This window comes from Paucibacter sp. KCTC 42545, from assembly GCF_001477625.1.
Taxonomy (GTDB): domain Bacteria; phylum Pseudomonadota; class Gammaproteobacteria; order Burkholderiales; family Burkholderiaceae_C; genus Paucibacter_A.
Map to the genome: position 1 here is coordinate 1,941,758 of NZ_CP013692.1, position 17,890 is coordinate 1,959,647.

Annotated in this window: 13 protein-coding genes and 1 tRNA gene; 7 read left to right on the top strand and 7 right to left on the bottom strand. The window is 61.2% G+C overall.

Translation table 11 applies throughout. The annotated features are described in order from the left end of the window. Nucleotides 1-5 precede the first annotated feature (5 nt). From truB to rimP, 5 genes are all read right to left on the bottom strand, one after another. Nucleotides 6-953, bottom strand: coding sequence for a tRNA pseudouridine(55) synthase TruB (gene truB / locus AT984_RS08620; protein WP_058719747.1), 948 nt, complete (start codon nucleotides 951-953; stop codon nucleotides 6-8). Nucleotides 954-961: 8 nt separating this feature from the next. Beyond that, nucleotides 962-1,393 (bottom strand): 30S ribosome-binding factor RbfA, encoded by a 432-nt coding sequence (gene rbfA, locus AT984_RS08625; protein ID WP_058719748.1) that lies wholly within the window; start codon nucleotides 1,391-1,393, stop codon nucleotides 962-964. 88 nt (nucleotides 1,394-1,481) lie between these two features. Further along, nucleotides 1,482-4,529, bottom strand: a complete 3,048-nt coding sequence (gene infB / locus AT984_RS08630) for a translation initiation factor IF-2 (protein WP_058719749.1) — start codon at nucleotides 4,527-4,529, stop codon at nucleotides 1,482-1,484. A gap of 73 nt (nucleotides 4,530-4,602) precedes the next feature. Next, nucleotides 4,603-6,081 carry a transcription termination factor NusA gene (gene nusA, locus AT984_RS08635; RefSeq protein ID WP_058719750.1) on the bottom strand — a complete coding sequence of 493 codons (1,479 nt, stop codon included), beginning with the start codon at nucleotides 6,079-6,081 and terminating at the stop codon, nucleotides 4,603-4,605. Further along, nucleotides 6,078-6,689: a ribosome maturation factor RimP gene (gene rimP / locus AT984_RS08640; protein ID WP_058719751.1), complete on the bottom strand. Its 612-nt coding sequence runs from the start codon at nucleotides 6,687-6,689 to the stop codon at nucleotides 6,078-6,080. The genes nusA and rimP overlap by 4 nt, the downstream gene beginning before the upstream one ends. 315 nt (nucleotides 6,690-7,004) lie before the next feature. Between rimP and fabI the strand changes: the two genes are divergently transcribed. Further along, nucleotides 7,005-7,787 carry an enoyl-ACP reductase FabI gene (gene fabI / locus AT984_RS08645; RefSeq protein ID WP_058719752.1) on the top strand — a complete coding sequence of 261 codons (783 nt, stop codon included), beginning with the start codon at nucleotides 7,005-7,007 and terminating at the stop codon, nucleotides 7,785-7,787. Between the two features lie 96 nt (nucleotides 7,788-7,883). Here fabI and AT984_RS08650 read toward each other — a convergent pair whose 3' ends face one another. Beyond that, on the bottom strand, nucleotides 7,884-10,145 hold the full coding sequence (locus AT984_RS08650; RefSeq protein WP_058719753.1) for an arginine/lysine/ornithine decarboxylase: 2,262 nt from the start codon (nucleotides 10,143-10,145) through the stop codon (nucleotides 7,884-7,886). A gap of 220 nt (nucleotides 10,146-10,365) precedes the next feature. Between AT984_RS08650 and AT984_RS08655 the strand changes: the two genes are divergently transcribed. The 3 genes from AT984_RS08655 to AT984_RS08665 all read left to right on the top strand — a co-directional run bounded on the left by AT984_RS08655 (nucleotide 10,366) and on the right by AT984_RS08665 (nucleotide 11,935). Beyond that, nucleotides 10,366-10,794: an NfeD family protein gene (locus AT984_RS08655; protein ID WP_082679886.1), complete on the top strand. Its 429-nt coding sequence runs from the start codon at nucleotides 10,366-10,368 to the stop codon at nucleotides 10,792-10,794. A 43-nt stretch (nucleotides 10,795-10,837) separates the two neighbouring features. Further along, nucleotides 10,838-11,749: an SPFH domain-containing protein gene (locus AT984_RS08660; protein WP_058719754.1), complete on the top strand. Its 912-nt coding sequence runs from the start codon at nucleotides 10,838-10,840 to the stop codon at nucleotides 11,747-11,749. Nucleotides 11,750-11,845: 96 nt separating this feature from the next. After that, nucleotides 11,846-11,935: transfer RNA gene (locus AT984_RS08665), tRNA-Ser, on the top strand. Nucleotides 11,936-12,137: 202 nt separating this feature from the next. Here the strand turns inward: AT984_RS08665 and AT984_RS08670 are convergent. Further along, on the bottom strand, nucleotides 12,138-13,166 hold the full coding sequence (locus tag AT984_RS08670; RefSeq protein WP_058719755.1) for an AraC family transcriptional regulator: 1,029 nt from the start codon (nucleotides 13,164-13,166) through the stop codon (nucleotides 12,138-12,140). 257 nt (nucleotides 13,167-13,423) lie between these two features. Here AT984_RS08670 and AT984_RS08675 point away from each other — a divergent pair, with 257 nt between their 5' ends. The 3 genes from AT984_RS08675 (at nucleotide 13,424) to AT984_RS08685 (ending at nucleotide 17,874) form a co-directional block, all read left to right on the top strand. Further along, nucleotides 13,424-14,839 (top strand): parallel beta-helix domain-containing protein, encoded by a 1,416-nt coding sequence (locus tag AT984_RS08675; RefSeq protein WP_082679887.1) that lies wholly within the window; start codon nucleotides 13,424-13,426, stop codon nucleotides 14,837-14,839. Between the two features lie 168 nt (nucleotides 14,840-15,007). Then, a complete protein-coding gene (locus AT984_RS08680; protein WP_197418285.1) occupies nucleotides 15,008-16,246 on the top strand; it encodes an SO2930 family diheme c-type cytochrome in 1,239 nt (412 codons plus the stop codon). Nucleotides 16,247-16,380: 134 nt separating this feature from the next. Beyond that, nucleotides 16,381-17,874: an OmpP1/FadL family transporter gene (locus AT984_RS08685; protein WP_082679889.1), complete on the top strand. Its 1,494-nt coding sequence runs from the start codon at nucleotides 16,381-16,383 to the stop codon at nucleotides 17,872-17,874. Nucleotides 17,875-17,890 lie beyond the last annotated feature (16 nt).

A 17,890-nucleotide genomic window follows, 5' to 3' on the forward strand; every position in this document is an offset into this window, starting at 1 on the left:
TCTTCTTACACACCCAGGAGGCTGGACACCTCTTGAGGGCTTAACAAACGGTCCGGGATCAACTCACCCGCCTTGATATGGGCCCCGCCCAAAAATGCCTGGGGTTCAGGTCCGTAGACCCGCACATGGGGCTGGTCGGGGGCGTTCAGGCGGCGCCGTAGACCGGTTAAAAAGCGGGCGGCTTCGTCGGCGCCTAAGCGCACTTCGGGCCAGTCCGCCAGCAAGCTGTCGGGTGGGCGCAGCAAGGCCTCGCGCTCGGCCTCGGTCAGCTCAGCCAGGGCGTCCAGGCTGATGGCGTCTTCTACCCGCACCGGGCCGGAGGCGGTCCGCCGCAAAGCGGTCAGATGCGCGCCGCAACCCAACAAGGCACCCAGGTCTTCGGCCAGGGTGCGAACATAAGTGCCCTTGCTGCAGCGCACGGCCACGGTCAGCTGGCTCAGCTCATCTTGCCAATCGATGATGTCCAAAGCATGAATCGTCACACGGCGCGAGGGGCGTTCGATCTGGATGCCGGCGCGCGCGTACTCATACAAAGGCCGGCCTTCAAATTTGAGGGCCGAGTACATCGGCGGCACTTGGTCAATCTCACCGCGCAGCGTGGCGCAAGCGGCCTCGATCTGTTCGCGGCTTACCGACACTGGACGCTCTTCCAGCACCTCGCCTTCGAGGTCGCCGGTGGTGGTGGTCGCGCCGAGCTGCAGCGTGGCTTGATAAGCCTTGTCGGCATCCAGGCTGACTTGGCTGAACTTGGTGCCTGCGCCGAAGCACAGGGGCAGCAAACCAGTAGCCAGGGGATCCAAGGTGCCGGTGTGACCCGCTTTTTCAGCGCGCAGCAGCCATTTCGCCTTTTGCAAAGCGTCGTTGCTGGTCCAGCCCAAGGGCTTGTCCAGCAAGAGCACGCCGTGAATTGGACGGCGTACGGTTTTGATGCGCGGAGGGCGGGCGGCAGACATCTTGTTTCTTACTCTTGCTCGTCGGCCTTTTTGGCGGCGCTAGCAGCTGCCTCGGCATCCGAGTCAGCGGCAGGCTCATCGTCCAGGGCGCGATTGGCATTGGCCGTGCGGATCAGCGCGCTCATTTCGGCCGCGCGCTCAATCGTGCGGTCGAAGTGGAAGTGCAAGCTGGGCACGGTGTGAATCTGCAGGCGCTTGAACAAGCCGTTACGCAAGTAGCCGGCGGCCTCGTTCAAGGCCTCGCCGGTTTCGGTCGGGTCGCCGACCAGCACCGAGAAAAACACCTTGGCATGGGCGTAGTCGGGCGTGACCTCCACGGCATTGACCGTGGCCATGCCGATGCGGGGGTCCTTCAGCTCGCGGATCAGCTCAGCCAAATCGCGCTGGATCTGGTCGGCCACGCGGAAGCTGCGGTTGGGAATGACTCGTTTATGTCGCATATCTTGATCTCCTCAGTGGATGCCCACGTAAAGACAAACCCCGCCACTCTTTGGAGGGCGGGGTTGGCTGCTTGGGGGCAACTCCGCCTTACAGCGTTCGAGCCACTTCCTTGACCTCGAAGAATTCCAGCTGATCGCCCTCGGCGATGTCGCTGTAGTTCTTCAGCTTGATACCGCACTCGAAGCCTTCGCGGACTTCGCGCACATCGTCCTTCATGCGCTTCAAGGTGTCGATCTCGCCGGTGTAGATCACCACGTTCTCGCGCAGCAAGCGGAAGCGTGCCGAACGGTTGACGGTACCCGAAGTGACCATACAGCCGGCAATGGTGCCGATCTTGGTCGCCACGAACACGGTGCGGATCTCGGCCATACCGATGACTTCTTCGCGCTGCTCGGGAGCCAGCATGCCGGTCATCGCTGCCTTTACTTCATCCACGGCGTCGTAAATGATGTTGTAGTAGCGCAGATCAACCGCATTGCCCTCGGCCAGCTTGCGTGCGCCGGCGTCAGCCCGCACATTGAAGCCGATGATGACGGCCTTCGAAGCGATCGCCAAGTTGACGTCCGACTCGCTGATGCCACCCACCGCCGCGTGCACGATCTGCACCTTGACTTCGGGCGTCGACAGCTTGAGCAGCGAAGAAGACAGCGCTTCTTGCGAACCTTGCACGTCGGACTTGATGATGATGCCCAGGGTCTGCACATCGCCCGCAGCCATGTCGGAGAACATATTCTCCAGCTTGGCAGCTTGTTGACGCGACAGCTTCACATCACGGTACTTGCCCGAACGGAAGGTAGCCACTTCACGGGCTCGGCGCTCATCGGCCAGGACCATGAATTCATCACCGGCTTGCGGCACTTCGGTCAAACCTTGGATTTCCACCGGGATGGAAGGACCAGCTTCGGAGCAAGCCTTGCCGTCTTCGTCCAACATGGCGCGAACACGGCCGTAGGTCGAACCTGCCAGCACGACGTCGCCGCGCTTCAAGGTGCCCGACTGAACCAGAATGGTGGCCACAGGGCCGCGGCCCTTGTCCAGCTTGGCTTCGATCACCAGGCCCTTGGCCATGGAGGCGACAGGCGCCTTCAGCTCCAACACTTCGGCTTGCAGCAGCACTTGCTCCAGCAATGCGTCCATGCCTTCGCCGGTCTTGGCCGAAACGGGGACGAAAGGTGTATCGCCGCCGAAGTCTTCAGGCACAACGCCCTCAGCCACCAGCTCGCCCTTCAGGCGTTCGATATTGGCACCTTGCTTGTCGATCTTGTTCATCGCCACAACGATGGGCACGCCCGCCGCCTTGGCATGGTGGATCGCTTCCTTGGTCTGGGGCATCACGCCGTCGTCCGCCGCCACCACCAGGATGACGATGTCGGTAGCCGTGGCGCCGCGAGCACGCATGGCGGTAAACGCCGCGTGACCCGGGGTATCCAGGAAGGTGATCATGCCGCGCGGGGTTTCCACGTGGTAGGCACCAATGTGCTGCGTGATGCCGCCGGCTTCGCCAGCAGCCACACGGGCACGGCGAACATAGTCCAGCAGCGAGGTCTTGCCGTGGTCAACGTGACCCATGACGGTGACGACCGGTGCGCGCGGCAGGCTTTCCGCCTGCTCGGCACCAGCGCCCTCTTCCTCGAGGAAGGCGTCCGGATCATCCAGCTTGGCAGCAAATGCCTTGTGGCCCATTTCTTCGACCAAAATCATGGCCGTTTCTTGGTCCAGCTGCTGGTTGATGGTGCACATCTGGCCCAGCTTCATCAAATGCTTGATGACTTCGGAAGCCTTGATGGACATCTTGTGTGCCAAATCGGCCACCGAGATGGTCTCAGGGATGTGAACCTCTTGCACCACTTGCTCGACCGGTGCCACGAAGTTGGACTGGCTCTGGCCGCGGTCATTGCGGTCATTGCCACGACGCCCACCCGCACCACCGCGGCTAGGCGCACGCCAGCCACCGGCAGAAGGACGTGCACCACCCGGTGCAGGCGTCGAACCCGGCTTGACGCCGCGCTTCTTGTCATCGGCCCAGCTGGACGACAACTTCTCGGACTTAACCGACTTCTTGTCACCCGGCTTGGCAGCCGTGGTCGTTCCAGGAGCCGCAGGGGCGCCGGGAGTACCGGGCTTCTTGTGGATCGTGCCCTTGATGCCTTCTTTCGGGGCTTCAACGGGCTTGGGCTCTTCCTTCTTGGCGATCATGACCTTTTTAGGGGCATTCATCATCGCGCGGATGGCAGCAGCCTCGGCCTCAGCGGCCTTGCGGCGGCGCTCGAGGTCGACTTGTTTTTGCTTCTCTTCCACGCCCACGTCCACCGCCTTGACCACGCGCAGCGCGGGCTTGGCAGGTTCAGCGACAGGCGCCGCGGCCACAGGGGCAGCAGCAGCAGCGACGGGCGCAGCGGGTGCAGCAGCAGCTTCAGCAACCGGGGCTTGAGCCACAGCGGCGGGCGCAGGCGCAGCCACCACGGGTGCCGGTGCCGGGGCACGTGCAGCGGCAGCCGCCTTGTTGATGGCAGCAGCTTCGCGAGCAGCAGCCTCAGCCGTCTGGCGTGGCGGCTTCTTCGCAGCCTTGGCGGCAGCAGCTTGTTCGGCAGCCAGGTTTGCGGCAGCTTGCGCAGCCACGGCCTCAGCAGCCAGGCGTTCTTGGCGACGTGCTTCTTCAGCGGCGCGGGCGGCCTTCTCGGCCTCTTCACGCTCACGCACACGCTCAGCCAGCTCGGCTTCCTGGCGACGCAGGGCTTCAGCCTGGGCTTGCGCCTCGACTTCGCGGCGTTGCAGGTCGGCTTCCTCGGCGGCAGCGGCAGCGGCCACTGCGGCGTCGTCGGTCGCGCCGGACTCATCCATCTTCACGAAGGTGCGCTTCTTGCGCACTTCCACGCTGATGGTGCGGGCTTTGCCGCTGGCATCGGCCTGCTTGATTTCGCTGGTCGACTTACGGGTCAGCGTGATCTTTTTACGATCAGCGCCGGCCGTGCCATGCGAAGTACGCAGGTAGTTCAGCAGACGCTCTTTGTCGGCTTCGTTGAGGGCGTCTTCGGTAGACGCCGTTTTGACGCCTGCAGCTTGAAGCTGCTCAAGCAGCGTGCTCGCAGGCTTTTGTAGCTCTGCGGCAAACTGGGCGACGGTGGTCACAGCCATTGTTGGATCCTTAACTTATGCGTACTTTGCTGGGCGATTCTTGGTGTTGACTCTTTGCTGCGAAAGCGCAGCGTCAAGCCGTGAACCAATGTTCGCGAGCCTTCATGATCATGGTTCGGGCGGCGCCCTCATCCATGCCAGACAGTTCAACGAGTTCGTCGACGGCCAGATCGGCCAGGTCGTCGCGGGTATGGATATCGCCATCGGAGAGTTTGGCAACCAGTTCGGGCGTCATGCCCTCGAGGTCACGCAGGTCTTGGGACACTTCCTCAACCTTTTCTTCCCGGGCGATTTCCATGGTCAACAGCGCATCCTTGGCTCGGGTACGCAATTCATTGACCGTGTCTTCGTCGAAGGCCTCAACTTCCAGCATTTCTTGCATAGGCACGTAGGCCACTTCTTCCAAGCTGGTGAACCCTTCAGCGATCAGGATGTCGGCGACTTCAGCATCCACATCGAGTTTCTCGATGAAGAGCTTGCGCACCGATTCCGATTCCTGCTCATGCTTAACAGCCGATTCCTCGGCCGACATGATGTTGATACGCCAGCCGGTCAGCTCGGAAGCGAGCCTCACGTTCTGGCCGCCGCGACCGATGGCGATGGCGAGGTTTTCCTCATCCACCACAACATCCATCGCATGACGTTCTTCGTCCACAACAATGGACTGCACATTGGCCGGAGCCAATGCGCCGATGACGAACTGTGCGGGGTCTTCCGACCACAGCACGATGTCCACACGCTCACCGGCCAATTCATTCGTAACACCGTTGACACGGCTGCCACGCACGCCGACGCAGGTGCCGATCGGGTCGACACGCTTATCGTGCGACAGCACGGCCAGCTTGGCGCGCGAACCGGCATCACGAGCGCAGCTCTTGATCTCCAGCAGACCTTGCTCGATTTCAGGCACTTCCTGAGCGAACAGCTCGGTCATGAACTGAGGCGCGCTGCGCGACAGCATGATTTGCGGGCCGCGCTGCGTCGGATCAACACCCAGGATCACGGCACGCACGCGGTCACCGGTACGCAGGTTTTCCTTGGGGATCATTTCCGAGCGCTTCAGGCGGCCTTCGATACGACCGGACTCGGCAATGATGTCGCCCTTATCCAGGCGCTTGACCGTGCCGACGAAGATCTGCTCGCCGCGCGCCATGAAGTCGTTGAGCAACTGCTCACGCTCGGCATCACGGATTTTTTGCAGAATGACCTGCTTGGCCGCTTGCGCGCCAATGCGACCGATAGGCACCGACTCGATGGGCTCTTCGATATGGTCTTCGACCTCGATGTCGGGGATTTGCTCCTGTGCTTCAAACAACAGGATTTCGGCATCGGGGTTTTGCAGGCCAGCCTCGTTGGGCACAACGTGCCAACGGCGGAAAGTCTCGTAGGCACCGGAATCCCGATCCACGGACACGCGAATGTCAGCCTCGCCTCCACACAGCTTCTTGGTCGCCGAAGCGAGTGCCGCCTCGACAGCACCGAACACCACATCGAGCTCGACGCTCTTCTCGCGAGAAATCGCGTCCACCAGCATCAACAGTTCGCGGTTCATTGATCAGGACCTCCGTCAATCTTGTCATCTGTTTTCGCAGCTTTCACCTTGGCCGGCGTCTTCTTGCCGGTTGCTGGCTTGCCGCCACGACCCTTGAAGCTGAACACGGGCACCAAACGGGCTTCGCGAACTTCTTCAAGAGAAAAATCCAGGGCCTGCTCGGCCTTGCCATCACTAAAAACCACACGCCAGGCAGCCGCTGCCGGCGCATCTTCGGCCGGTGCCGCTACGTCTGCGCCTGCCGTCTCAGCAGGCAGCGCCGACAGCACGCCGGAATATTTCTTGCGCCCCTGGAAGGGCATGCGCAGCGTGATCTCGATCTCTTCGCCGACGAAGCGCTGGTAGTCGCTGGCCTTCTTCAACGGCCGATCCAGGCCGGGGGAGGAAACCTCCAGGCGCTCGTAAGCGCAGCCTTCAACTTCCAGCAAGTATTGCAACTGGCGCGTCACGCGCTCGCAGTCTTCCACATTGATCAGCTCGCCGGCCAAAGCCTGCTCAGGCAGCTTATCGAGATACACGCGCAGCAAGCCAGCGGGACTGCGTTCACAGTCCACAAGGTCGTAACCCAGTCCGGTTACGGTTTTTTCTACAGCTTCCTGCCAATTCATGCGTCGTGCAGCTCCAACTTTTCAAGAACTCATGCGTCTTGCGACCCGAGCCAAATCAATGTGAATCAAATTTTATGCAAAGAGCGATCGAGCAAAAAAAATGGGCTGGATGAATCCGCCCAACTTTCAAACCCTGGCCAAGCCGGGGCTTCGAAACAAGCGCTCAAAGTAATTAAGAGCTTGTGATTACGCTCGCCTCATCTCTTCAGCGAAGCCGGGATTGTACTATGCAAGCTCAGTGCCGACAAGCAGATGCCCCGGTTTCGCTCTAAGCCATGCGAAAATCTGCGGCTGATTCAATACAAAGGAGCAACCATGGGATTTCTCGCAGGCAAGCGATTGCTGATCACGGGCGTCTTGTCCAACCGATCCATCGCTTACGGCATTGCAAAAGCCTGCCACCGCGAAGGTGCGGAATTGGCCTTCAGCTACCAAGGCGAACGCTTCAAGGACCGCATCACCGAGTTTGCAGCCGAGTTTGACTCCAAGCTGGTGTTTGACTGCGACGTATCTGACGACGCGCAAATGGAAGCCCTGTTCGCCAATTTGGGCGAGGCATGGCCTGAGTTTGACGGTTTTGTGCATTCCATTGGTTTTGCCCCGCGCGAAGCCATTGCCGGCGACTTCTTGGACGGCCTGACGCGCGAGAACTTCCGTATCGCCCATGACATCTCGGCCTATAGCTTCCCCGCCATGGCCAAGCTGGCAGCACCGCGCCTGCGCCCCGGCGCCGCCTTGCTGACCCTGTCTTATCTGGGCGCAGCGCGCTATGTGCCGAATTACAACACCATGGGCCTGGCAAAAGCCTCGCTGGAAGCCAGCGTGCGCTACTTGGCGCAATCGATGGGCGCTCGCGGCGTGCGGGTCAACGGCATCTCCGCCGGCCCGATCAAGACTCTGGCAGCCTCCGGCATCAAGGACTTTGGCAAGTTGCTGAGCCAGTTCGCCGCGTCCGCGCCGATCCGCCGCAATGTGACCATCGAAGATGTCGGCAATGTGGCCGCCTTCTTGTTGTCCGACCTGGCCGGCGGCGTCAGCGCCGAGATCACCTATGTGGACGGCGGCTTCAGCCACGTCGCCATGGCTGGCGAAGCCTGATCAAAGTAGCTCTGCAATGAAAAAAGGGCCTGCAATTGCAGGCCCTTTTTTATTCCAGCCAGCCAAGCCGACCCGAAAGCCGGCCAGACCTGTCGCTTACTCAGCGTCCACGCAATCGACGAAGTAACGCGATTTGCCGTCCTCGCCCTTCTCTTCGACCAAGCCATGCACATCGGTGGCAAAGCCGGGGAACTTGGCGTTGAAGTCGCGGGTGAACTTCAGATAGTCCACGATCTTCTTGTTGAAACGCTCACCGGGAATCAGCAAGGGGATGCCGGGCGGATAAGGCGTCAGCAACACGGTCGTGACCCGGCCCAGCAAATCATCGATCGGCACCCGCTCGGTACGGCGATGGGCGATGTAGGCATAAGCATCGCTGGGCTTCATGGCCGGCTGCAGGTCCGACAAATAAACGTCCGTCGTCAGGCGCGCGATATCACCCTTGGCATACATGCCATGGATGCTCTGGCACAGATCCTTCAGACCCATGCGCTCGTAACGCGGATTGGCCGCACAGAACTCCGGCAGGATGCGCCACAGCGGCGCATTGCGGTCGTAATCGTCCTTGAACTGCTGTAGCGCCGTCAGCAAGGTATTCCAGCGACCCTTGGTGATGCCGATGGTGAAGAGGATGAAGAAGGAATACAGACCCGTCTTCTCCACCACCACGCCATGCTCGGCCAAGAACTTGGTGACGATGCTGGCCGGAATACCGGTCTCAGCAAACTTGCCACTCATGTCCAGGCCGGGGGTGATGATGGTCGACTTGATCGGATCCAGCATATTGAAGCCGGGGGCGATCTTGCCGAAGCCATGCCACTTTTCGTTCGCCTTGAGCATCCAGTCAGCCGGCTCGCCAAAGCCGTCTTCGGTCAGCTTGTCCGGACCCCAGACCTTGAACCACCAGTCTTGGTCGTACTCGGCCTCGACCTTGCGCATGGCGCGGCGGAAGTCCAGGGCTTCGGAGATGCTCTCCTCCACCAAGGCCGTGCCACCGGGCGGCTCCATCATGGCCGCCGCCACATCGCAGCTGGCGATGATGGAGTACTGCGGGCTGGTGGAGGTGTGCATCAAGTACGCTTCGTTGAACAAATGCTTGTCCAGCTTGACGTTCTGCGAGTCCTGCACCAGCACTTGCGAAGCCTGGCTCAGGCCAGCCAGCAGCTTGTGGGTGGACTGGGTCGCGTAGACCATGGCCGTCTTGGGCCGCGGGCGGTTCTTGCCCATGGCGTGATAGCTGCCGTAGAAGCTATGGAAGGCCGCGTGCGGCAGCCAGGCTTCGTCGAAATGCAGGGTGTCGATCCAGCCGTCCAGCTTCTTCTTGATGGTTTCGGTGTTGTAGAGCACGCCGTCGTAGGTGCTTTGCGTCAGGGTCATGATGCGCGGCTTGACGGTCTTGACATCCACACCCTTGAGCAGCGGGTTGGCGGCAATCTTCTTGCGGATGGCGGCCGGCGAGAACTCGCTCTCGGGAATCGGGCCGATGATGCCGTAGTGATTGCGCGTGGGCGTCATGAACACCGGCACGGCGCCGGTCATGATGATGCTGTGCAAGATGCTCTTGTGGCAGTTGCGGTCCACCACCACCACATCGCCCGGCGCCACCGTGTGGTGCCAGACCATCTTGTTCGAAGTGCTGGTGCCGTTGGTGACGAAGAAGCAATGGTCGGCATTGAAGATGCGCGCAGCATTCTTCTCAGACTCCGCGACCGGGCCGGTGTGGTCCAGCAACTGACCCAGCTCTTCCACCGCATTGCAAACGTCGGCGCGCAGCATGTTTTCACCAAAGAACTGGTGGAACATCTGCCCGACCGGGCTCTTCAGGAAGGCAACGCCGCCGGAATGACCCGGGCAATGCCAGGAGTAGGAGCCGTCCTGCGCATAGTCCATCAGCGCCTTGAAGAACGGTGGCGCCAGGCCATCCAGATAGCTCTTGGCTTCGCGGATGATGTGGCGAGCCACAAACTCCGGCGTGTCCTCGAACATATGAATGAAGCCATGCAGCTCACGCAGGATGTCGTTGGGCAGATGCTGGGAGGTGCGCGTCTCGCCGTAGATGTAGATCGGGATGTCGGCGTTCTTGAAGCGGATTTCTTCAATGAACTTGCGCAAGCTCAGCACGGCCGGGTCCAGCTCAGGGCCGGGCGTGAATTCCTCATCGTCGATCGACAAGATGAAGGCACTGGCGCGGCTTTGCTGCTGAGCGAACTGGCTCAGGTCGCCGTAACTGGTGGCGCCCAGCACTTCGAAGCCCTCTTTCTGGATCGCGTCGGCCAAGGCACGGATACCCAAACCCGAGGTGTTCTCGGAGCGATAGTCCTCGTCGATGATGACGATGGGAAAGCGGAAACGAAGCATCTTTGAGCCTCCAGCGGGCGGGGTCAGAAAAACAAGAGGCGCGAAGTGTAGGGCCAAGCTTAGGCTTGTGACGGGCCAAGTGCAAAAACGGCACAACACTTTGGCCTCAAAGCCAAGCCGTAGATGCCCTCAGCACCGCCCCTAGAACTCCAATGCCATCTCCGGCCATTCTGCAGGGCCCGGCTTACACTGCTTTTCATGATGACTGTGGAGGCATGACATGGAGATGACTTTGTCCACCGCCTGGTGGATTGCCGCTGGCCTATTGGTGGCTATCGAGCTGGGCACCGGCAGCTTTTACCTGCTGATGCTGGCAATTGGCTGTGCGGCTGGCGCCATCGCCGCCCACCTCGGCCTGGGCGGCAGCGCGCAGATGGTGGCCGCAGCTGGCGTAGGCGGCGCCGCCGTCGTGCTGTGGCATCGCAAGCGCAGCATGGGTGCACGAGCCCTGCCCGCCAATGCCAACCCGGATGTACTGATGGACATCGGCCAGAGCGTGCAAGTCAAACATTGGCACGCCGACGGCAGCACCCAAGTGCAGTACCGCGGCGCCGAGTGGCAAGCACGCTTTGCCGGCACTGGTGCGCCGGCGGCGGGCCGCTACACCATTCGCGCCATCGAAGGCAGCCGCCTAATGCTCGATCACTGATCAACGACCACCACACAACAACACAGAGGGAATCGGAACAATCATGGAAATCGCATTCATTCTGCTGATCATCGCCATCGTCTTCATCGTGCAATCGATCAAGGTGGTGCCGCAGCAAAACGCCTGGGTGGTGGAGCGCCTGGGCAAGTACCACGCCACCCTCACCCCGGGTCTGAACTTCCTGCTGCCTTTCATTGACCGCTTGGCTTACAAGCATTCGCTCAAAGAAATCCCGCTGGATGTACCCAGCCAAGTTTGCATCACCAAGGACAACACCCAGCTCACCGTGGACGGCATCCTGTACTTCCAAGTCACCGACGCCATGCGCGCCAGCTACGGCGCCAGCAACTACATCGTCGCCATCACCCAGCTGGCGCAAACCACGCTGCGCTCGGTGATTGGCCGCATGGAGTTGGACCGCACCTTTGAAGAGCGCGCCATCATCAACACCACCGTGGTCGAGGCACTGGACGAAGCCGCCCTGAACTGGGGCGTCAAGGTGCTGCGCTATGAAATCAAGGATCTGACCCCGCCGCCGGCCATCTTGCACTCCATGCAAGCCCAAATCACCGCCGAGCGGGAAAAGCGCGCCCTGATCGCCGCCTCGGAAGGTCGCCGCCAAGAGCAGATCAATATCGCCACCGGCGAGCGCGAAGCCGCCATTGCCCGCTCCGAAGGCGAGAAGCAGGCCGAAATCAACAAGGCCGCCGGCAATGCCGCCGCCATCACCGCCGTGGCCGACGCCACCGCCGGCGCCATCGAGAAGCTGGCCGCTGCGATTCAGCTGCCGGGCGGCGACCAAGCCGTGCAACTCAAGGTGGCCGAGAAGGCCGTGGACGCCTACGCCCAACTGGCCCAGAAGAACAACACCATGATCGTGCCGGGCAATATGTCCGAGGTCTCCGGCCTGATTGGCACCGCCATGGCATTGATGCGCGGCAAACAAGCCAAGTAAGTTCCCCTGCCGACCAGAACGCCCGGCCCACTATTTTCAGGAAACTTCACCAAGTTTCCTTTCGGGCACAAAAACTGAGCTATCATAGCGGGCTTCGGAGAGGTGGATGAGCGGTTTAAGTCGCACGCCTGGAAAGCGTGTGTGGGTTTATCCCCACCGCGGGTTCGAATCCCGCCCTCTCCGCCAGTGGATTAGAAGCCCTGAAATGCAGTCAAGTTGTTGACGTCGCGTTTCAGGGCTTTTCCTATTTCCAAGCGCGAATACCCCGCGCAGTTACTCCACGCGTTTCACTTTTTGCCCAAGCCGCCAAGATCAAGCCACACACGTCCAGCAAGTTTGCCCGGCGGGTCTGGAAACTTCGTTCAGCCAGCCAGGCAAGCCACTCACATCAGAGATGCTCGCTGCGGTACTCGCTCGGTGATTTCTGTGTGCGGCGGCGAAAGGCGCGGCTGAAGTTGGCGGTATCGCAATAGCCCAGGCGCTCGGCCACTTCGGCCACCGTCACGCGGCCATTGCTCAGCAGCGCGCAAGCGCGATCCAGCCAGAGGCCGTCATGCAACTCGCTGAACAGCACACCCTCTTGCTTGAGGCGGCGGTCGATGGTGCGCTCTGACACACCCAGCTGCGCAGCCACGCCCTTCAAGCTGACAGGCCATACCTCGGCCTGATTCATGATTTTGCTGACCACGCTGATCCAGGACTCCTCGGGTTCGGCGCCCGGGGTCTGCTTGTTCAATTGCTGCTCAACGCTGGCGACGATGTCGCGCGATGGCATGGGCAAAGGCAGGGCGAGAAAGGCGGCGTCCATGCAGACCACCACCCCCGGCGGCGCATCCGCATTGAAATGAAAGCGCGTCGGTTGCAAAGCCAGATAGCGGTCCAGATGCTTGGGCTCCGGCATCGAGAGCCGGATATCACAAGGCAGCATGCGCTCCCCCAGCAGCAGTTTCAAAGTGGTGTGGGTGGCCACAGCCAACACCTCTTGATAGAAAGCGACACGGTCCTGGCTCATGGGCCCGACCGGCGAAAACTCGGTGCGGCCGAGTTTGTCGCTGCGCCGATAGCTGATGCTAAAGGCTGCGGTCAGGTGGAACTGCTGGCGTATCGCCAGGCTCCACACCGCGTTGATGTCCGGGCAGCCGATCAAGCCGTAGCCCAGCAAACCGTGGGACGTCGGCGTCAGCATTTGACCGAATTCAAAGCCCAGATCGCCGCGGCCGCTGAGTTCGGCGGCAGCCACATAGATGCGCTCGGTTTCTTCCAGCGTGATGCGCAGATTGCCTTGCTTGCGCAAGAACTCGGCCGGATCCATGCCGGCGCACGCCAGCACGCGCTCCCGGGGGATGCCCCAGGACTCCAGCAGATTCAGCATCAGCCCGGCATAGCGAGATGGTGCGGTTGGCTTGCGATTGATCATTCTTCTTTTTTGAGGGTTCTAGGCTGCACGATGCAGCGCGTCTCTCCAGCGCGCTACAAGCCTAAGTGTTTCACCTTAATTGTCGCGAATTGACTGCGGCGTGGCAGATTGTGACAAAGCAAGAACAGTTAGCACACCAAATAATCCAGCCAGCTCGTACTCCTCAAAACTAGACAAGTTCAGCCGTCCACGCTGTTCGCGAAACAAGGTCGATCATTGTCGATTGGCCGTCACGCACCCAAAGAAGGAATGATCTGATGAGAAACCCTCGCTCGCCTTGGTTGGTGGCCGCGTTTTCCTTGGGACTCGCGGCTTGCGGTGGAGGCAGCTCCACCCTCACCCCTGCACCCGCACCAGTCACGCCGGCAGCTCCGGCGCCGGCGCCACCGGCGGCCGTGGCTGGCACCGTGGTCACCCCGGCTCAGATGAACTCCGAAGATCTCAACACGATCTTCTTCCGCGCTCGCGAAGGCGACACCATCACCTTGCCGGCGGGCAAGTACGTGTTCAACCGAACGCTCAAACTGAGCGTCAACAACGTCACCGTGCTGGGCGCTGGCAATGGCGCCGATCCCGCCAGCAACACCATCTTGTCCTTCAAGGACGCCGCCGAGACCAACGGGCTGGAGGCGCGCTTCGTCAAGACCGTGACCTTGCGCAAATTTGCGGTGGAGGACGCGGTGGGCGACGCCATCATGATTTCCAACTCCACTGACGTGCTGATGGACACGGTGCGCGCCGAGTGGACCACCGACCCGGTCAAGACCTCGCGCATGGCCTACGGCCTCTACCCGGTGGCCTGCGACAACGTGACCATCATCAACAGCAAGGCCATCGGCACCCGGGATGCCGGGGTCTATGTAGGCCAGTCGAAGAATATTCGCGTGGTGGGCAATGACGTTTACTACAACGTCGCCGGCATCGAGATCGAGAACTCACGCAATGCCATCGTCGAGCAGAACTATGTGCACGACAACACCGGCGGCATTCTGGTGTTCGCTCTGCCCGGCACCTACCGCTTCGCCACCAACGACGGCACCATCGTTCGCAACAACAGAATCATTGACAACAACCTGCCCACGGCCGCCAATGCCACCGGCTTCGTCACCGCCGTGCCACCCGGCACCGGCGTGATGGTGCTGGCCTCGCAAAACACCGAGGTGCATGACAACACCATCACCAAGCACAAGACGGCCGCCGTGCTGGCCATCAGCTTCCAGGCCACCCAGTTTGCCTACGACCCCAAGGTCTACGACCCGCATCTGCGCGGCTTCTACGCCCACAACAACAAGATCACCGATTTCGGCAGCTCACCAACGGCGGAGTTTGCTGATCCGGCCAACCTGGGCCCCTTGGTGGACGGCCTGTTCGCCTATCTGAAGAGCAACAACCTGCCCCAGCGCTTGCCCGCCGTGGTCTGGGACGGCATCGTGGACGTGGCCACCGGCACTACCGGCAGCCAGGGTCAGGGCGGCAAGTACACGGGTAATCTGCAGGTGTGCTCGAAGAATAACGTCATCGACACGCTGACCGTGCCGGGCCAGATTTCTTACGAGAACATCGACCTGGATCTGGTGGCGCTGATGCAAGGCTTGTCCAGCTCACCCATCTTCCCCTTCCCCGAACGCATGAACTGCAGCATCAGCATGCCGGCGGTAACCGGTTTGCCCTGAGTCAGTGGCCCAGGATTGCATCCAGCACTGAAGCAATATTTCTGCAACGCGCGGCCGCGTTTCGGTATCGCCAACGTCTCGCCCACATGAGCACAAAGCGGCAAGTGCCCTCGCCATGTGGGAATGAGAGCTAAGCCAAACGCCGCCGCCCCATCAGGAGACAACAAGATGAGAGTCAAGACCATGAAGCCCAAGCAACTCGCCTGGATCGCCGCAGCCACCCTGAGCACGGGCCTGCTCATCAGCTGCGGTGGCAGCGACAACACGACCAGCGAAAGGCCTACGCCTCCCGTCACGCCCACAGCGCCGAGCGAGCCCTCGGTCAAAATCTTCGAGCAAAGCACCGCGCCGGACAAACTCTCGGATTGGCACTTTGTCATCAGCGACGGCAAGAAGCTCAGCTTGAACAAGAACGTCGTGCCCTACGACCTCAACACCCCGCTGTTCTCGGACTATTCCTTCAAGCTGCGCGCGCTCTATGTGCCGCCGGGCAAGCAAATCACTTACAAGGCCGATGGCTCGATCGAATTCCCGATCGGTTCGGCCATGATGAAGACCTTCTACTACCCCAAGGCCACCGGCACCGATGCCGCCTACCAGGCGGTGGCGCGGCAAACTCAAACCGTGCAAGGGGACTCGATTGATCTGGCCACCAACGTTTTGGTTGAGACACGGGTGCTGGTCTTGCAGCCCAACGGCACTTGGTCTGGCCTGCCCTATCTGTGGGATGCGGATCAGAAAGAGGCCAAGCTGAAAATCGGCGGCGCCGATGTCAAGCTCGAACTGGTGGGTGCCGCCGGCGCGAATGAGAAGTTCGTTTACGGTGTGCCCAACGCGCAGAGCTGCCAGCAATGCCACGCCACCCAGTCGGCCGGCGGACAGGGCATCTTGCCCATCGGCCCCAAGCCACGCAATTTGAACAAGTCCTATGCCTACAGTGCCAGCCTCACCAAGAACCAGCTGGTGTACTGGGATGAGTTGAAGCTGCTGTCGGGCTTCCCCGGCATCGCCAACGTGCCGGCCAACGCGGATTGGCGCGACACCACGCAAACCGTGGAAGCCCGCGCCAAGGCCTATCTGGACGTCAACTGCGCCCATTGCCACAGCTCACGCGGCGCCGCCTTCCAGACCGGCCTGATGCTGGACATCAACACGGTGGGCACCACCAGCCCCTCCACCTCGCAGTGGGGCGTGTGCAAGAAGCCCCTGGCCTATGGCGGCCCTGGCGCGCCGTATATGTATGGCATTGAGCCCGGCCAGGCGGATGCATCCCTGCTGCTCTATCGCATCAGCCACACCACGACCGGTGATGTGATGCCGGTGATCGGCCGCCACGTCAATCACACCGAAGGCAACGCCTTGGTGAAAGACTGGATCAATCAGCTGACTCTGCCGTCCTGCCACTGAATTACGCTTAAACCCACGCTAAACCCACGTTAAAGCCAATTCAAAACCGCAAGTTTTTACGTCAAGCTCAAGCCGCCCCAGCGTTCATTTTTTAAACCAAAGCGGCTTGACCCCCACTCGCAGGAGACCACCCCATGGCCAGACCCATTCAGGCTCACGCCCTCCCCCGCCAACATGTTTTGGCCGCCTTGATTGCCAGCGGCCTGGCGTTTTTCATGCCTCTGGACCAAGCCCAGGCAGCCGGCTACCGCTTCGGCACGCAAAGTGCCTCAGGCGAAGGCACGGCCAACGCCAATGGCGCTGAGGGCGAGGACGCCAGCGCGCTGTTTGCCAACCCCGCAGCCATCACGCGCCTGTCAGGCCTGCGCTTCTCGGGCGTGATCGACTATGTCAAAGCAGACATCAAGTTTGTCGATCAAGGCTCCTTTGTTTCCCTGCCGGGTTCGGGCTTTCAGCCCGTGCCGATCTCGCGCGCCGGCGACACCCAAGCCATCACCAGCACGGCGGTGGTGCCTCATCTATACGCCAGCTACCAATACTCCGACACCTTGAGCTTCGGCGCCGGCATGTTTGTGCCTTTTGGCGCCAAGCTGGAATACGCGCCGTCCTGGGGCGGCCGCTACAACCTCAATGCGGTCGACCTGAAGTCCATCGCCTTCAACCCCAATGTGGCGTGGAAGCCCAGCAAGGCCGTGTCTCTGGCCTTCGGCATCACGGCCCAGCGCATGGAGGGTGATCTGACCCGCGCCGTGCCCTATGGCTCCGTCTATGCCAGCGGTTTGCTGGCCGCGGCACAGCAGGCCGCAGTGGGCGGCGCACCGGGCCTGGCCTTGCAGCTGCGCCAACAGGCCGCACAGGTCTTCGGCGACGCCTCCTTCGACGGCTCCATCCGCGTGAAGGGCGATAGCTGGGCTTTTGGCCCCAACCTCGCCTTGATGTGGGAACTGAGCGAGCAAACCCGGCTGGGCCTGGCCTGGCGCGGCAGCATTGCGCATACGCTCAAGGGCAATGCCGACTGGACGCAGCCCAGCACCCTGCCGCCCACCGTGCTGGCTGCCATCACCGGCAAACCGGGCGATGGCCACAGCAAGCTTGATCACAATGATTCGGGCGCTTCGCTGTCGGTCAAAACACCCGACTCGCTGTCCATGCACGCTTTCCACCAGATCGACAGCCGCTTCGCCGTGATGGCGGATGCCACCTGGTACCGCTATTCGCTGCTGCAAACTCTGCGCATTGACTTTGACAGCACGGCAGCACCGTCGGTGACCGCTGAGCATTGGAAGGACTCCTGGCGCCTGTCGGCTGGTGCCAACTGGCGCGTCAGCCCGGCGCTGATGCTGCGCGCGGGCGTGTCTTACGACAAGTCCCCGGTGGACGCGGTGTATCGCAGCCCCGCGCTGCCTGACTCCGACCGCACCTGGTATGCCCTGGGCGCCAATATCGCGATCAACAAGCAAGCCAGCGTGGACCTGTCCTTCGGCTATGTGAAGCTCAAGGATGCACCGATGAGCGCCACCGACGACGGCGCCGGCATTCAGCCCTGCAGCTGCGCTTACTCCACCGTGCGCGGCAATTACGAAAGCACCGCCAAGACCTTCGGCGTGCAGCTGAACTATCAATTCTGACCCCCAGGAGGCCATC

What these genes read in the sequence shown, in the direction of transcription:
- truB (WP_058719747.1), bottom strand. Translation starts at nt 953, where the DNA reads ATGTCTGCCGCCCGCCCTCCGCGCATCAAAACCGTACGCCGTCCAATT.
- rbfA (WP_058719748.1), bottom strand. Translation starts at nt 1,393, where the DNA reads ATGCGACATAAACGAGTCATTCCCAACCGCAGCTTCCGCGTGGCCGAC.
- infB (WP_058719749.1), bottom strand. Translation starts at nt 4,529, where the DNA reads ATGGCTGTGACCACCGTCGCCCAGTTTGCCGCAGAGCTACAAAAGCCT.
- nusA (WP_058719750.1), bottom strand. Translation starts at nt 6,081, where the DNA reads ATGAACCGCGAACTGTTGATGCTGGTGGACGCGATTTCTCGCGAGAAG.
- rimP (WP_058719751.1), bottom strand. Translation starts at nt 6,689, where the DNA reads ATGAATTGGCAGGAAGCTGTAGAAAAAACCGTAACCGGACTGGGTTAC.
- fabI (WP_058719752.1), top strand. Translation starts at nt 7,005, where the DNA reads ATGGGATTTCTCGCAGGCAAGCGATTGCTGATCACGGGCGTCTTGTCC.
- AT984_RS08650 (WP_058719753.1), bottom strand. Translation starts at nt 10,145, where the DNA reads ATGCTTCGTTTCCGCTTTCCCATCGTCATCATCGACGAGGACTATCGC.
- AT984_RS08655 (WP_082679886.1), top strand. Translation starts at nt 10,366, where the DNA reads ATGGAGATGACTTTGTCCACCGCCTGGTGGATTGCCGCTGGCCTATTG.
- AT984_RS08660 (WP_058719754.1), top strand. Translation starts at nt 10,838, where the DNA reads ATGGAAATCGCATTCATTCTGCTGATCATCGCCATCGTCTTCATCGTG.
- AT984_RS08670 (WP_058719755.1), bottom strand. Translation starts at nt 13,166, where the DNA reads ATGATCAATCGCAAGCCAACCGCACCATCTCGCTATGCCGGGCTGATG.
- AT984_RS08675 (WP_082679887.1), top strand. Translation starts at nt 13,424, where the DNA reads ATGAGAAACCCTCGCTCGCCTTGGTTGGTGGCCGCGTTTTCCTTGGGA.
- AT984_RS08680 (WP_197418285.1), top strand. Translation starts at nt 15,008, where the DNA reads ATGAGAGTCAAGACCATGAAGCCCAAGCAACTCGCCTGGATCGCCGCA.
- AT984_RS08685 (WP_082679889.1), top strand. Translation starts at nt 16,381, where the DNA reads ATGGCCAGACCCATTCAGGCTCACGCCCTCCCCCGCCAACATGTTTTG.